Source organism: Okeania sp. SIO2C9 (assembly GCF_010672455.1).
Taxonomy (GTDB): Bacteria; Cyanobacteriota; Cyanobacteriia; order Cyanobacteriales; family Microcoleaceae; genus Okeania.
In genome coordinates, this window is sequence record NZ_JAAHGO010000020.1 from 1 (window position 1) to 17,458 (window position 17,458).

At 41.2% G+C, this 17,458-nt stretch carries 4 protein-coding genes and 1 pseudogene; all 5 read right to left on the minus strand.

Annotated features, from left to right (window positions below):
• A pseudogene (locus F6K23_RS17455) lies at positions 1–232 on the minus strand (hypothetical protein); the annotation flags it as partial.
• Positions 233–639: 407 nt separating this feature from the next.
• Positions 640–8,061 carry a non-ribosomal peptide synthetase gene (locus F6K23_RS17460; protein WP_293158062.1) on the minus strand — a complete coding sequence of 2,474 codons (7,422 nt, stop codon included), beginning with the start codon at positions 8,059–8,061 and terminating at the stop codon, positions 640–642.
• Positions 8,062–9,122: 1,061 nt separating this feature from the next.
• Positions 9,123–10,481, minus strand: coding sequence for a cytochrome P450 (locus F6K23_RS17465; protein WP_293158065.1), 1,359 nt, complete (start codon positions 10,479–10,481; stop codon positions 9,123–9,125).
• Positions 10,482–10,815: 334 nt separating this feature from the next.
• Positions 10,816–14,097, minus strand: a complete 3,282-nt coding sequence (locus tag F6K23_RS17470) for an amino acid adenylation domain-containing protein (protein ID WP_293158068.1) — start codon at positions 14,095–14,097, stop codon at positions 10,816–10,818.
• A gap of 853 nt (positions 14,098–14,950) precedes the next feature.
• On the minus strand, positions 14,951–16,660 hold the full coding sequence (locus F6K23_RS17475) for a TrkA family potassium uptake protein (protein WP_293158072.1): 1,710 nt from the start codon (positions 16,658–16,660) through the stop codon (positions 14,951–14,953).
• Between the last annotated feature and the right edge of the window lie 798 nt (positions 16,661–17,458).

The following is a 17,458-nucleotide window of genomic DNA, read 5'->3' on the forward strand; positions in this document are numbered from 1 at the left end:
CACCCCATCTCCCCACCTCCCCATCTCCCCATCTCCCCCTCTCCCCATCTCCCACTCTCCCAATCTCCCCATCTCCCCATCTCCCAATCTCCCCATCTCCCCATCTCCCAATCTCCCAATCTCCCCATCTCCCCATCTCCCCATCTCCCAATCTCCCCATCTCCCCATCTCCCAATCTCCCCATCTCCCAATCTCCCAATCTCCCAATCTCCCAATCTCCCCATCTCCCCATCTAATTACACCGATGCTACCGGATTTGATATGACTCCTGACTCCTGACTCCTCCTTACTTAACCAATCTATAACAGTTTAACCGGATTTGATATAAAATAGCAACATTCGTTTGTGATTATAATTGACTTTAAGCTTTTTCCTGATGCCTGTCATTTCAGTTATCAGTTATCAGTTATCAGTACCCCTAGCTGTTTGCGCAGCATGACCTAGGAAAGCTTCGGGATTGCAATATGGAATATTCTATTTTCTCTTGGTCGATTAGATATGGCGAGGTTTCCTCGCCATCCAAGGACTGCTTTTTATCCCCTTAAAAGGGGAGGCGCATACCCACAATTTTTCGGTCAAAAATATTATCCAGTAATGATTTCAACTGATCTATAAACCTCTCAGCCTTTGTAGACTTTTTCAACAAACCCTAGCTAGACAAAATTTAAGTTTTTCAGCTAATACCATTACGTGAGGTTCACCAAGCATGGTAGTATGGTTTCCAGGAACAACCTTAACCTCCACAGGTTTGCAAGAATACTGATTCCAACCCCAAGTTGGATCGGTAGGTATTTCACCAAGCATTCCCAATTCATCTTGATAAACTTCGCTGGTGCGGAACAGGGTAATCCGACCTTGATAACCTCCTTGTGGGAGATAACTCATAAAAGCCAATTCGTCAGCTTTAATCGTTTGGACAATCCCACGCACTCGTTCAATTCCTGAATTATATGGCAACAGATTGACGCTTTCCATCTGCTGTTTGAGATAATTTAATTGCGCTTCAGGAGTTAGAGGTTTGAGTGCTTCATAGAAAATGCCGAGATTTTTCGCAGATAACACTTCTATGATATGGGCAATATTGGTCAACCATCGAGTATCATCCCAATCTAGTTGTTTTGGGGGGCTGCCAGGAAGTCGGGTAGGAAGGTCTAATAGGGCAAGTAGGGCAACTGTTTCTCCCTGTTTTTGTAGCTGTTGTGCCATTTCAAAAGCAACCAGAACCCCAAAGGAATGACCGCCAAGGAAGTACGGACCAGAAGGTTGAAGGGTTTGGATGGCTTGGAGATAGTAGGCAGCTACCTCTTCAACACGACCAAAGGGTTCCGAAATCCCATCTAAACTGGGAGGTTGTAAGGCGTAAAAAGGTTGGTCATTTCCCAGATGACGGGCAAGTTGGTGGAAGTACACCACATTGCCACCGGAACCAGGCATACAAAAGAAAGGTGGGTGCTTTCCTTGGGGTTGAATGGCAACTAAAGGAGACCAAGACTGAGTATCAGTTTTTTGGCGCAGTAGAATGGCTAATTGTTCTACGGTAGCACCTTGGAAAAGGGCGGCTAAAGATAGATTTTTGCCAAATTGTTTCTCAATGTCAGCCATGAGACGCACTGCTAACAGAGAATAACCACCCAAGTCAAAGAAGTTATCTCGGACTCCGATGGGGAAAACACCAAGAATCTCTGACCAAATTTGAGTTAGTTGTAATTCTAGGGAGTCGCGGGGGGCAATAAAACTGCTTTCACGAACTAAACTTGAAGCATCGGGGATAGGTAAACCACGACGGTTGACTTTACCATTAGGAGTCAGAGGTATTGATTCGAGAAGGACAAAAGCAGCAGGAATCATGTACTCGGGTAGCTTAGTCTTGAGGAAAGAACGCAAATCATCTATCGTAGTTTTTTCCTCATTAGTAGTTAAATAAGCAACTAGACGTTTGTCTCCTGGAATGTCTTCGCGAGCAATGACTACAGCTTCTCGCACCTGGGAATGTTGGGCAAGTACTGCTTCAATTTCTCCGAGTTCGATCCGGAAACCTCGAATTTTTACTTGATGATCGATACGTCCGAGATATTCAATATTTCCATCGGGTAAATAACGAGCTAAATCCCCTGTTTTATATAATTTTGACTTTTGATTGTTGAGTTTTGACTTATCAAAGGGGTTGGGAATGAACTTTTCCTCAGTCAGTTCTCGACGGTTGAGATAGCCTCGAGCTAATCCATCTCCCCCGATATGTAGTTCTCCTTGTATACCAATGGGAACAGGTTGCAATTGTTTATCTAAAATATAGACTTGGGTATTGCTAATTGGTCGTCCGATCGGAATAGTAGTTGCTCCTTGCCGTACATTCTCAACCAAATACCAAGATGAGAAAGTTGTGTTCTCAGCTGGTCCATAAACATGAAGTAATTTTTCAGGCGCTCCATGCTCAAGTACCTTTTTAACTGAGGTCGGATCAACTGTCTCGGCACCAAATAAAAGATATCTTAAGGATTTGAAGGCTTCTGGAACCAGTGCGGCCAATTGATTGAATAAAGCTGTTGTCAAAAAGAGTACGCTAACCTGGTATTTTCGGAGTAGGGCTACAAATTTTTCGGCTTCCAGCGCAATTTGCTGGGGAACCCCAATCAGTTGTGCTCCATGAAGAAGAGCGCCCCAAATTTCAAAGGTAGCAGCATCAAAAGAAGCATTCGAGGTTTGAGCCACTCGGTCTGAAGATGCTAAATTTATATAGTTAGTATTATTGACTAATCGGTTGATGCCCAAATGAGTCACAGCAACTCCCTTTGGTTTTCCAGTAGAACCTGATGTGTAAATTACATAAACTAAGTGATCCGGTTTTGTTTGGTTCACAGGGTTATCTTGACCTAATGATGCAATAACATCCCAATCAGAGTCTAACAAAATCAGCTTCCCAACACTTGAGGGAAGTTTCTCAACCCACTTAGATTGTGTTAACAAAACTGGCACCGAGGAATCTTCCAGCATATAGGCAATACGTTCAGTAGGATAATTAGGGTCTAATGGCACATAAGCTCCACCGGCTTTAAGAATCCCCAATAATCCCACCACCATCTCAACAGAACGTTCGACACAGATGCCCACTAATACCTCTGGTGCAACCCCCAGAGTTTGTAAATAATGCGCCAGTTGATTAGCTTGACAATTTAACTCGTGATAAGTTAATTGTCGGTCTTCAAATACTACCGCCACTGCATCCGGTGTTCTTTCTACTTGTTCTTCAAACAACTGATGAATGCACTTATCCTGGGGATAGTCAACAGTCGTATTATTCCATTCTACCAACAACTGATGGCGCTCACTTTCAGTCAACAAAGGTAACTCAGAAATGCTTTGGTTAGGATTGATAACAATTCCCTCTAGCAATGTATTCAAATGCCCGCTCATTCGCTTAATTGTAGCGGCATCAAATAAATCAGTATTGTATTCAGTCAGAAGAACCATTCCCTCTGATTCTTCCTGTAAGAGATAGAAAGTGATGTCAAACTTAGAGGTCTTAGGATCTACCTCGAAGTAAAATGCCTTCCATCCTAACTTGTCTTCCGTTACTAGAGGTGGATCAATGGTAAAAGCTACCTGAAATAGAGGATTTTTGTTGACTTGGTAATCGGGATGAAGAGCTTCTACCACCTTCTGGAATGGCACATCTTGATGGGAGTAAGCTGAGAAACAGACATTCTGGACTCGCTTTAACAGTTCGCAGAAACTAGGGTTGCCACTGAGGTCACTACGCAAGACTAAAGTATTGAGAAAGTTGCCAATGATTCCGTCTAACTCCGGTTGATCCCGCTGGTCAATAACAGTACCCAGAACAATATCTTCCTGATTTGAATAGCGATAAAGCAAAACTTTGATTGCTGTTGCCAAGGTCACAAATAAGGTAACATTTTCTTTGCGACTAAGAGTTTGGAGCTTTTCTATTAAGTCAAAGGGCAGTCGGTGACGAAGAAATGAACCGCTAAAAGTCGTTTGTGGAGTGCGAGGACGGTCAGTGGGAAGTTTTAATTGGGGTAAGTTTTCCAGTTGTTTCTGCCAGTAGGTAAGCTGATTGGAGAGAATTTCTCCCTGTAGACGTTGGCGTTGCCAAACAGCGAAATCAGCATACTGTATAGTTAATTCTGGCAGAGGTGAGGGTAAACCTTGAGAGAATGCCGTATAAATAATTTCTAATTCTTGTACTATTTTGATAAATGATTCACCATCTATAAAACTGTGATGAATAGCGAAGTAGAGCCGATAGTTGTCTGAAGTAAGCTGAATCAGAGTAGCTCGCAGCAAGGGGCTTCGGGTGAAGTCAAATCCTTGGCGAAGCTGTTCGGTGGCAATACGCACCGCTTCTGTTTCTCGTTTTGTTTCTGACCATTCTCGCAAATCGACAATCGGTAAAGTAAATGCAGATGGTGGCTGAATTTCCTGGCAAGGTTGACCATTACAGCTATTTTCAGAAAGCCCCCTAAATCCCCCATAATTGGGGGAATTTAACTCAATCCCCCCCCCAAGTTGGGGGGGGAGGGGGGCGAAATTTGCTGTAAGAAATCGATAGGTCGTCCGCAGAATTTCGTGGCGGCGGATGAGTTCCGTCAGACTTTCTTCCAAGGCAGGAATATTGATATCTCCACCTAGATGAATACTCAAGGTTTCGTTGTAAACTGGTTCTTCTGGGGTTAACTGGTTGAGAAACCACAGTTGTTCTTGGGCAAAGGATAAGGGAATTGTTTGCTCTCGTGAAATCGGTTGTAGGGGTGGTTCAATAGTTAATTCCTCTTCCTGAAGAACCTCTTTGGCTAACTCAGCAACTGTGGGAAACTCAAATAAGCAATTCAGGGGTAATTCTACCCCGAAGCGTACGCGCACTAGCCCGATAATTTTGGTGGCTAACAAGGAATGTCCGCCTAATTCAATAAAGTTGTCATTGATTCCGATGGGAGAAACACCAAGAATCTCTGACCAGATTTGAGCTAGTTGCAGTTCTACCGAATCCCGGGGGGCAACAAAACTGGTTTCACGAATCAAACTTGAAGCATCAGGAATGGGTAAAGCCCGGCGATCGACTTTGCCGCTTGGTGTTAAGGGAAAAGCTTCCAGAATGATAAACGTTCCGGGCACCATGTAGTCTGGTAACTTTTCGGAAAGAAAGCGGCGCAGTTGACCCAAAGTCGGGATTTGCCCCTCATTTGGACAAACGTAGGCGACTAAGCGCTTTTCCCCTGGTTGGTCTTCTCGGACAATCACCGCAGTCTGCCGCAGGTCGGGGTGTTGAGCGAGTATTACTTCAATTTCTCCAAGTTCGATGCGGAAACCCCGCACCTTGACCTGATTATCGATGCGACCGAGATATTCGATATTTCCATCCGGTAAATAACGAGCTAAATCACCAGTTTTATAGAGGCGAGAACCTGGTTTATTGCTAAACGGATTAAGGATAAACTTTTGCTCTGTCAAGTCAGGACGGTTGAGATAACCTAAGGCAAGGGAAACTCCCCCGATGTACAACTCGCCGGTAATTCCCACAGCTACAGGTTGTGCGAATTGATCTAATAGGTAAATCTGAGTGTTAGCAATGGGACGACCAATAGGTGGTAGTGCTGACCAATTGTCAGTAGAACCGGTTAAGGTAAATGCTGTGACTACATGAGTTTCTGATGGTCCATATTGATTATGAAGAGAACAATCTTTTAGCTGAGAGAAAAAAGCGGCGATCGCCCTTGTTATTTGCAACTGTTCCCCTGCTGTTATTACTTCCCGCAAACTGCTGGGAATCAATCCCCTAGTTTGAGCGGTCTCTGCTAACTGCTGTAAGGCAACAAAAGGAAGAAAGAGTCTTTCTATTTGTTTTTCGCTTAATAAATGTAGTAAAGCAACAGGGTCTCGTCGCACTTGTTCTGAGATTAAGACCAAGGTTCCACCCCCACACCAGGTTGAAAATATTTCCTGAAAGGAGACATCAAAGCTAATTGGTGCAAATTGCAGGGTTTTTGCTTTTGGTGAAACTGTTGTGTTTGACCGTTGCCACAAAATCAGATTGCTCAAGGCAAGGTGCTTCATTGCTACACCTTTAGGTTGACCCGTAGAACCGGAAGTGTAGATTACATAAGCCAAGTTTTCCTCACAAACACTACAGTTGGGATTTAAGTCAGTTTCTTGACTAACTAAATTCCAGTCAGTATCTAAACAAATGATTTGCGCTCTTATTTCCGGTAATCCAGCTACCAAGTTTTTTTGAGTTAATAGTACTGAAGCTTGAGAGTTTTCCAGCATATAGGCAATGCGCTCAATCGGATAAGTTGGGTCGAGAGGAACATAAGCACCACCTGCTTTTAGAATCCCCAATAATCCCACAACCATTTCAACAGAACGTTCTACACAAATTCCGACTAAAGTCTCTGGTTTAACACCCAATTGTTGCAAATAATGAGCTAATTGATTTGCCCGACTATTCAACTCCCGATAAGTTAATTGCTCCGACTCAAACACCACCGCCACTGCATCCGGTGTTTTTTCTACCTGCTCGGAGAACAACTGATGAATACACTTATCCTTTGGATAGTCAACAGTTGTATTATTCCACTCAATTAATAACTGATGACGCTCTTTGTCGGTTAACAGAAGTAATTCAGAAATGCTTATGTGGGGATTGGTAACGATTCCCTCTAGCAAGGTCTGAAAATGACCCACCATCCGGTGTATTCTGTCAGCATCAAACAAATCTGTGCTATACTCAAGGTAACCAATAATTCCTTCCGGTCTGTCTTCTAGATTTAGAAATAAATCAAACTTTGACGTAGCGTTATCCACATCTTGCAGGCTGACAGTCCAGTCTAAATCAAAGGCGGTTTGTGGTGGTTCCATCGTACAAATCACCTGGAACAGAACGTTTTTACTTAGGTCGCGTTCAGGATGGAGTGTCTCCACAAGTTTTTGAAAGGGGATATCTTGATGAGCATAAGCTTCTAACAGGACTTTTCGCACCCGCTCGAGCAACTGTCGAAAACTGGGATTGCCCGAACAATCTGTCCGCAACACCAGCATATTCACAAAGTAGCCAATCAGGTTTTCAATTTCTGGGGAATGGCGACCTGCACTTGCCGTACCAACCATCAAATCTTCCTGCCCTGTGTATCGATAGAGCAAGGTTTTGAAGGCTGTTAACAATGTCATAAATAGCGTTACTCCTTCCTGCTGACTCAAGGCTTTGAGTGCCCCACTCAGACTTTTAGACAAGGTTAACTTTTGCTTCGCACCTCGAAAACTCTGTACTGAAGGTCGGGAACGATCGCAGGGTAACTGAAGTATGGGCAGTTCGCCACTGAGTTTTTGTTTCCAATAGTCAAGTTGCTGGGACAACACTTCGCCCTGCATCCACTGTCGCTGCCACACGGCAAAGTCTGCATATTGTAGGGGGAGTTCGGGAAGGGGCGATCGCTGACCTGATGAAAATGCTTGGTAGAGGGTTGCCAATTCTTTCAGAAAAATACCATACAGGGAAACTCCGTCGATTGCGATATGATGGAAGATAAGAAATAACCTATACTCTTGGTCTGTTAGCTGTATCAAGATGGCTCGCATGAGTAGCTCAGAAGTAGTCAGGTCGAAGAGTTTTTGAGCTTCTAAAGTTGCTTGTTGTCGCGCTTCAGTTTCCCGTTTGTTTTTCGGAAGTTCCCGCAGGTCGATCCTTGTCAACTTAAAATCAGGCGGTGGAGCAATAATTTGAACGGGTTGTCCGCTCACAATTATAAACTTAGTTCGTAAAGCTTCGTGACGGCGGATAATTTCCTTTAGGCTTTCTGAGAGTGCGATCGCATCTAATTGACCCCGAATATGAACTGTTGCGGGCTCGTTATAGAAAGGAACATTGGGATTGAGTTGTGCGAGCAACCACAGTTGTTCCTGAAAATAGGAAAACGGTATTGGTCCAGCATCGGTTCGGCGAGTTATCGTTTTGGCCGACTCTTGACCCAAGCCTTTTTTCTGGAGCAGGAGTTTGAGGAGTTTTTGTTTGTCTGTGGTAAAAAAACGTTCTGACGAAGACTTATCCATTTTTTTGACAGTTCCTGATTTTTGTAGTTAGCGTTTCGATCAAGTTACTTTGATATCATGCTCCGATTGACGAAGACTTATAGAACCCCTAAGCGTATCTTCATAAATATTAAATTTTTCTTTCTAGCTAGGAGACAGGAGACAGGAGACAGGAGACAGGAGACAGGAGACAGGAGACAGGAGACAGGAGACAGGAGACAGGAGGGAAGAGGGAAGATGTGGGGAGAAATAATACAAAAAATTCAACACTCCTTTTCAGATTTTTCCTCACTCATTGATGCGCGAAAAGACTTGGCTACCATAATTATATAGCTATCAAATGGGTTCTATATAAAATCCGGTTATAGAGTAATCGCACTCATTATATCATGTTCGGATGATCACTTATAATAAAGCCAGAATCATTACAGTAGAAGTCTTCAAATTTGAACCCGAAATTGCGATCGCCAACTACCTCTATGTTCTGACGATCGCTTATAACTGAACAGCCCTAGTTTGAGGCCACCAATGGAAACAAGTTATATCATGTCCCGATCAGAGCGCTTCGCAAAAAACTTTCTCTTCATTTATAGCTTAAAATTCCCTCCTCATAACTCATTACTCATAACTCATTACTCATAACTCATTACTCCTCCATTTTTATTTATAACTATTCAACCGAACATGATATTACTTCCTCTTGATAAAGATGTTCTATTCCTGATTTTTGTAGTTAGGGCTTGCTTATGGAAGCTAAAAGTCAGGATAGCTAAGGTAATGGAGCTTTTTATATTCAGTTTATCTCCTTAATTATGGGCTAGTTTTGCCTTACAGCGCTTTTCAAATTAATGAACCACATCTTCACATTTCAAATCTTGTAGGGACGTTCCATGGAACGTCCCTACTGTGGTTTACCCACATGAAAACCGCTGTAAAATACTGAAATTTTTGGCTGAAATTCAAGAAAATTTTTTCACATAAAATGGCCGAAACCGTTGCCTGTTCCCCTCATCTGATGGTCCCCGCGTCTGGTGTGTCTCCCTGTCCTACCCTCACCAAGCAATTTTTTCAGCAAACCCTAGTTAGCGTTTCGATAGAGTTACTTTGATATCATGCTCCGACCATAAGGTAAACCTATCAACAGGAACAATCGGGTGTTGGGGCACCAATTGGAAGCTAAACTCTCTTAACAACATCACCAGAATTACTTTTACAGAGAGCAACGCCAAAGCCATTCCCGAGCAAGAGCGAGGCCCAAATCCAAAGGGAATGTAGGCTAATTCATGGATGTTTTTGAGATTTGACTCTGAGAAACGCTCGGGATCGAATTTTTCTGGATTTGGCCAGTATTTGGGATTTTTATGAACGGAATAAATTGGGTATAATATAGTAGTTTTAGCTGGAATCACATAACCTCCGAGTTCCATATCTTGCTGTATTTCCCGAGCTGCATAGGGAGCAGGAGAGTATTTTCGCATTGATTCTTTCAAAACCATAGAAAAATAGTCTAATTTGTTGATATCGTCATAAACTAGCTCGCGATCGCTCTCAATGGCATCATCAATTTCCTGACAAACTCTCATAGTAATATCTGGATGTTGGGACAGCAGATATAGAACCCATGATATTGTTATCCCTGTCGTATGGAAACCAGCCAAAAGCAATCCTATAACTCCCATGTGTATTTCTTCTGGAGGAACCTGATTTTCAATTAGGGCGTTTAAGATATCGTTACATTCCGGCTTTTCATTTTCGTTCCGTTCTGCTACTCTTTTCTGAATAATCTGCTCCACTGTATCATGCAAAATTGATAGAGATATATTGAGCTGTTTCTGTCTTTCTTCAAGGGACAATACACAGGGCAATTGGTATTGCTCGTTAATAAACTCAGTTAAAACATTTTTAAATGACTCAGTCAACCGAGTCCGCTCGGTCGCAGTTAATTGATAACCAAAAGCTACACTTGCAATAATATTCAGCGTCTGTTTTGTTAAATCTTTCTGTAATTCAACGATTGTTTGTTCTTGGGCAGCCAGAGACCACTTTTGAATCAGCAATTTTGTTTGGCTGATAATTGTGTTAAAACTTGATTTTAACACAACATCATGCCCTAATGCAGGAATAATAATTTTGCGTCTTTCTTTAGCTTTTTCCGCCGGAATAACCTGCCAATTATCTGGTCCGAGCAAAGGTTCTAAAAACTTAAATAATTCTTTAGGCCGATCCCCAACCTTCTGGGTTTTTTTCAGGATTTCTGGATCGTTAATTGAAACAACTAAAGTTGAATCTGAAAGCCAAAACCTAGCAACATCCCCATAAGTTTCATGCAACAGTAGCTGAAAATTGTGCAATCCACCAGCCCGCGCAATATCGTTTAGGTTATGCTGTTCCGAAGGATGTTCCGGTGGCCCTGGTATTAAATTGCCTACTTTTTTTGACATACTCCCGACGTTGCCCTTACGGGACAACGCGGGATTCTTCAGTCTGGGAAACCCTGACCGCTGTTTAGACAGAGGTGATGTCCTCCCCCTGTGTTGGACCTTACAATAACAAAATGTACCTAGCTTGTCAAGGGCATATGAACGTTTAGCTTATGAAGGTATCCGAATCTTGGCCCTGGCTTGACCATACGACGCTAAAGGTGCGGGAGAGCGCGGGACTTCCCGCCAGGGAAGTTAAATAATTATTGTCCATCATTAATGTCTCCTGTTTGTGTTACTTGTGAATCTTGTGAATATTTACTGAAAAAACTTATCGCTGAAAATTAAGGTGATTTTACGAATTTTCGTTCATCTCAGCTAGCATGGCAGCCACTTCTTCGGGAGATAGCCGATCAATTGCTTGGAAAGTCCTGGCAATTTCATCAATGACTTCCTGACCTCCTCCACTTTCTGCCATTGCTTCCACCAGTCCACATACTGTGGGATTTTGAAACAGTTTCATTAGAGGAAATTCAAAATCAAAAACTTGGCGAAGTTGACTGAAAATCCCTGTCGCATTCAGAGAATTTCCTCCCAAAGTGAAGAAGTTATCGTTGATACCTATTTTCTCAACACCAAGTACCTCAGACCACATTTGAGCCACCACTTCCTCGGCGGGGGATCGCGGTGCAACAAAAGCATTACTCAGTTCTGATCGGGTGAACTCGGGGATCGGGAGAGCCTTTCGGTCTACTTTTCCATTCGGATTCAACGGCAGGGCATCAAGGAGTACAAAAGCAGCCGGAATCATATAATCTGGCAAGTGTTTATAGATAAAATGCCGTAGTGAGCTATCGGTAACGGTTTGCTCTTGGTAGGGAACGACGTAGGCAATTAGACGTTTTTCGTCAGCTTTTTCCCCTTGCACAATTGCGATCGCTTGACTGACCAGGGGATGTTTGCTCAAAACGGCTTCAATTTCTCCGAGTTCGACCCGGAAACCCCGAATTTTAACTTGATGGTCGATCCGTCCTAAAAATTCGATATTCCCATCTGGTAGATAACGAGTTAAATCCCCTGTTTTGTAGAGACGAGCATCTGATAATTTGCTAAATGGATCGGGGATAAATTTTTTGGCGGTCAGATCCGGACGTCCTAAATAGCATCGAGCCAAGTTAGCACCGCCAATATAAAGTTCGCCGTGGACACCTACTGGTACAGGGGTCAGGTTGGGGTCGAGGATATACATTTGGGTATTAGCAATGGGTTTGCCTAGGGGTGGATAAAAAGACCAAACCTCTGGTTTTCCAGTAAAAGTAAAAGCCGTAACCACATGGGTTTCTGACGGGCCATAATGATTATGCAAAGAGCATCCTTTCAGACGCTTAAATAGTTCCACGATCGGTTGAGTGACTTGCAACTGTTCGCCAGTTGTAATAATTTCCTTGAGGTTTTGAAACAGATGCTCTTGCTGTCTGTATCTCTCAGCCCACTGCTGCAAGACCACAACGGGTAATATTACTTTCTGGATGGGATTATCAGCAACAAAATAAAGTAATTTATCGAGATCCTTACGCAAACTCTCGGAAATTAAATATAGGGTTCCACCGGAAGACCAGGCAGCAAATATTTCGTGAAAACTTGCATCAAAACTTAGGGAGGCGAACTGGAGAACTCCAACTCCTTGAAGTAAAGTATCCAAATGCCACTGGATCAGATTGCTCAATGCTCCATGAGACAAAGCGGTGCCTTTGGGGCGACCCGTTGAACCGGAAGTATAGATGACATACAGCAGATTTTCTGCCTGCACTTGAGTTTGTGGATTAATGTCCGGTTGTTGAGCAATTTCTTGCCACTGGGAGTCTAGGTAAACGATTTGAGCCTTGAGGTCATCAAATATGGTTTGTAATCGTTTTTGCGTCAAAATTACCGGCGCTTGAGTATCTTCAATCATGTAAACCAACCGCTCTTGAGGATAGGTTGGATCTAGCGGAACATAAGCCCCACCAGCTTTAAGAATGCCCAATACTCCCACAACCATCTCCAGGGAACGTTCCACACATATTCCTACCAAAACTTCTGGTCCGACTCCCTTCAATTGCAAATAATGTGCTAATTGATTCGCCCGACAATTTAAATCATGATAGGTTAATTGCTCCGACTCTAACACCACCGCCACTGCATCCGGTGTTTTTTCTACCTGCTCTTCAAACAACTGATGAATACACTTATCCTTTGGATAGTCAACAGTCGTATTATTCCACTCAATTAATAACTGATGACGTTCTGATTCACTCAACAACGGCAATTTAAAAATCGGCGTTTCTGGATTAGCAACAATTCCCTCTAACAACGTCAGATAATGCCTCGCCATCCGCTCTATAGTTTCAGATTTAAATAAATCACCATTATAATTCCATCGAACATTTAACTCATTACCCACTTCAATCATTTCTACACAGAGGTCATAAGGAGTGCCATGTTGTTGTTCCAACAAATAAGGTTCAATTTGAAGTAATCCCTCTTGAAACTCTGTCTCATACCATCCTAATTTTCGCCAATTAAACATCACAGAAGAAACCAGACCATGACGGAAATTACTTTTGAGTTTCAACTCCTTGACTAATTGACTCCAGGGATAATTATAAGCTTCATGTTTCAGCGCTTCATCAACCGTCTGAGCGACTTGCATCAGCAAGTCTTTAAAAGTCGTATTACCCTCTAAATTCCCTCGCACAACAACTAAACTTGCCAAATTGCCCGCTACATCTTTAAACTCTTTTTTACCCCCTCGATTTTCTGTGGGAATATTCACAATAATATCTTCCTGATTTGTGTAGCGATATAACAGCACATAAAAGGCACTCAAGGCAATTTTTAACAGATTAATACTATCACATTGTAGTTGTTTTAGACGAGATATCAATTCTTCATTAAGCTTAAATTCATAAGATTCAAACTGATAAGTCACCACACTGGGGCGTGGTAGATCGGTTGGTAAATCTAAAATTTGCAACTCACCCGCTAATTGTTTTTCCCAATATTGCCAAAGTTTTTCTCCCCTTGGTGAGTTCAGCATTTGTGATTCCCAATTGACAAAATCGGTATAAGCTAAAGGTTCTTTAACTGGAATACCCGCATATAATTGTTGGAATTCTTTGAAAAATAAATCTTTGCTAAAACTATCACTAGCAATCTGGTGAATCGTAAACATTTGAACCCATTCTGTTGCGGAACGCTGAAACAAATATAATCGGATAATGGGGTCTTTTTCTAAATCATAGATAACATCTACACAGGCTAAAATTTCTGGCTTTAAGCGTTCTTCACTCCAATTTTTAGCATCAATCACCTGCATGGGAACATTCATCGTCGGATGAATAATTTGCACAGGTTCGCCCTCTTTGTCCGTTCCATAAGTGGTTCGTAAAATAGCATGGCGTTCTACGATTTTTTGCCATGTTGCTTTCCAGGTTTCTATGTCTAATGGTGAATTAATTTTTACTGCATTATACTCGTTGTAAATGATATTTTCAGGGGCAATTTGGTGAATAAACCATAACCCTTTCTGCCCCTCTGACATAGGATAAATATAACTAATTTCTGAATTATTAATTAAATCTTTTTTTTTGAACATAATCATTCTGGTATTTTGGCACTCAGAAGTCAGGATATCGAGAAATAGAATAGGGGTAAAAGGTAGAAAAATGCCCCCATATTCACCATCTCCCAATATTTTATAGCAATGAATGCTCACATATTTACATACTATTATTGTCTTTAAATGTAGTAAAAAGCTCTACATAGTAAGTATCTAATACAAACCCGTTTCTATACTTACCAGATTTAATTTCATTCGTTTTTATTGCTGAAAGCTGACCGCTAATAGCTGAATGCTTACTTATTAAACCACAGTAGGGACGTCCCATGAAACGTCCCTACAAGGCTATCATTTTTTTAATGTGGCTCATTGACCCTGGAGTTTAGACTAAATAGTTGAAGATATAATCAATAAAAAGATTGGAAAAATATGATGCACGGCTAAGTAAAGCCGATAATCTGTTTCTCCAAGCTGAATCAGGGATCGGAACTGGAGCTTAGACTAAATAGTTGAAAATATAATCAAGAAAAAGATGGAAAAATATGATGCACGGCTAAGTAAAGCCGATAATCTGTTTCTCCAAGCTGAATCAGATAGGGGCAATTTGGTGGATAAACCATAACCATTTTTGCCCCTCTGACATAGAATAAACAGAATTGATTTCTGGATTATAGATTAAATCATTAGTTTTTTTTGTCAAGATAATTTATTATTTTATTACTAAATCCGGTTATTAAAGGATGCTTGCCCCATCCCCAAATTCTATGTAAAGCAAGACTTAAACAAACATCCAGAGGAAGGAGATGAATAGTGGAGCTACAAAAAATTGTCAATTATATCTAACTGGAGTCTCAGTTGCAGTATTGTTTAATTACTATCCATAATTCTTCTATTTCCGTGTTCCCTCTAAACAATCATTTTCTAGTTGTATAGGCGCATTTCTCCAGAGTTGTTCTAGTCTATTAGCTGGCATCGTTAAGTACAAAACATCACCAGAATTAAGGGTCGCATTTAGCAATTCCCAACCATGAATTTCTTTACCGTTGCTTTCTATATACAAAGGTACAAAATCAGCACTACTAGCTGCTTTTTGAACAATTTTACCACAAAAAGGATGTCCCGGTGTAATTAAGGTGGCTAACGCTACCCACAAACTATCTGCTGTAATTCCATTACCAAGAATTCTACCGCCGATAGCTGCTGCTGCAAAAGCAGGAGAAGCTAATTCTGTTGGGCTAAGTACAGACTCAAACTCAAAAACCTGTTGCACCATTAGAGCTAAGTGCGGGTCTTGACTTCTCACCACAACTGGCATTTTCGGAACAAGTCCTTTGGCACTCAGAGCAATTTCTAAATTAACAATATCATTACCAGTTACGGCTAAAAGTGCTTCAGCTTTTTCAATATTGGCAACTTCTAGAGTAGTAGATAAACTTGCATCTCCCTCAATTACAGGAATTTTCATAGACCTGGCAGTACTGAGAAATCGACAGCTAGGGTTACGCTCTACCACTACTACTTCATAACCACTATTAATCAGTTGCTGGGCAATATGTAAACCTATGCCACCAAACCCACAGATAATATAATGCTGTTTTAGTGGTATGCGGGCAGCATCCCAATACTCTTGGAAGCGAGTACCTAATACAAAATCATTCAGGAGCGCATAACAAATACCAACGATCGCCGTTCCTACAAGCATCATTATCGAAGTAAATACTTTGATGCTGCCTGGTGCTTGTTCGGCTATTTTTTCATTTCCCCCTGCTCCTGTAATCATCCCAACTGTAAAATAGAGAGAATCAACAAAGCTGTTATTCAGATTTATACTAATATAAGTAATAGTGCAGAATAACACAGTTACTAAAAGAGCTAAGTTGAGAATTACTGCTGATTTACTGTGTCGCTGAAATTGCCTGAGTCTGCTAAATACCTTGAATAAGTAATAAACTAAATTTTGTCTGCGAGTTCGCACCTTTGGTTTGCTAGAAATAATCAGACGATCTCCTACCCGTAACTCCCGCTCTTCTACTACTGCAGAGACTAAATCTATTGGATTTGCCACTGGTATATAGTAGATCAACATTAGAGAGCGATCGTCCCACAAAGAACTCAGTTTACGACCTTTCCAAGGATGATTATGGCCGATTAATTCTTCTCGCATTGGCCAGGTCTGATTGTATATGTGTAGCTGGCCAATAGCATGATTTCCTAAAGCTGCAAAAGCAAACACTGGAGCTGCTAAAGCTGACACACTCATTGTTGTATGATCGGTTAGAGTGTGATCTAGGCGATCGCCCAAACTTGTATTAAATAGGCGATTGATAATCCGAATTTTTGGATTGAGAATTCTTGCTAACATTAAGACGGCCAAATTAACAGACTCATCTTTCCCTGCTAAAACCAGAGTATGAGCGCTTTGAATGCCTGCTGCTAATAATGTAGATGCTGAACGAAAGTTGCCGACAATAATCTCTGTACCCTCTCCACGGAGTGGGCGATCACTTATACCTACAACTGTTGCACCCTGCTGTCTTAATAGACGAAATATTTTGTAGCCGGTACGACCCAAGCCACAGACTATTATTCTAGGTTTCATTAGACCGGGAAAGTTATTAAAGTAATGTTAAGAAGTCATCTTTTAGTTTTTCCTATAAACTATCATTGGTTATTTGTACTAAAAAAAATGTAACTTACAACACTGTTTCTTTGCTAATATTGATCTTTAGTTTTTATCAATAGTCATTCTCTTGATTGATTTTTATTAATTATTTGACACAAAAATTAATGTTTTGAAATTTTGATAAATAATTCAATTTTGACTATATTTTTAGTTAGTTACACAAATCATTTTAAATACAGCTATTTTTCAAACTAATCAATCTTATTAATGATTCATTCTCTAATAAAAAAAACTCTACTAAACTCAGTAATATCATTACTGGCTAATCCTAAATATGTAAGGATATTAATTAGGGTTTGCGCTTCACTAGTCTTTTTTAAGGAGTAGGGGAGTAGGGGAGTAGGAGAGCGGGGGAGTAGGGGAGTAGGGGAGTAATTTTTGGGCTACTCTCCTGCCCAAAATGCGCTCCATGCATGAGCATAAAGCAGCTCAAAACTAGGTACTTTTTCCAGAAGCTCAAAAGGCACTTACCTTTATCTATAAATGCTTTGAGATTTAATCAGCAGAGCAATAATTAGTAAATCCTTTTCATAGTTAGAAGGTAAGCGGTAAAAATTATGACTCATTTACCACTAACAATTACTGATGATTTAAAGAATAAGACCGCAGATAATTAGATAATTACTAAATACATAATATAGCTAAAAACAAAGTATTTTTTGAACGGTAATTATCCAAGCATGATATAATGTTAAATGGAGTTGAATACTTATT

Coding starts and splice junctions, on each gene's coding strand:
- F6K23_RS17465 (WP_293158065.1), bottom strand. CDS start 10,481: ATGTCAAAAAAAGTAGGCAATTTAATACCAGGGCCACCGGAACATCCT.
- F6K23_RS17460 (WP_293158062.1), bottom strand. CDS start 8,061: ATGGATAAGTCTTCGTCAGAACGTTTTTTTACCACAGACAAACAAAAA.
- F6K23_RS17475 (WP_293158072.1), bottom strand. CDS start 16,660: ATGAAACCTAGAATAATAGTCTGTGGCTTGGGTCGTACCGGCTACAAA.
- F6K23_RS17470 (WP_293158068.1), bottom strand. CDS start 14,097: ATGTTCAAAAAAAAAGATTTAATTAATAATTCAGAAATTAGTTATATT.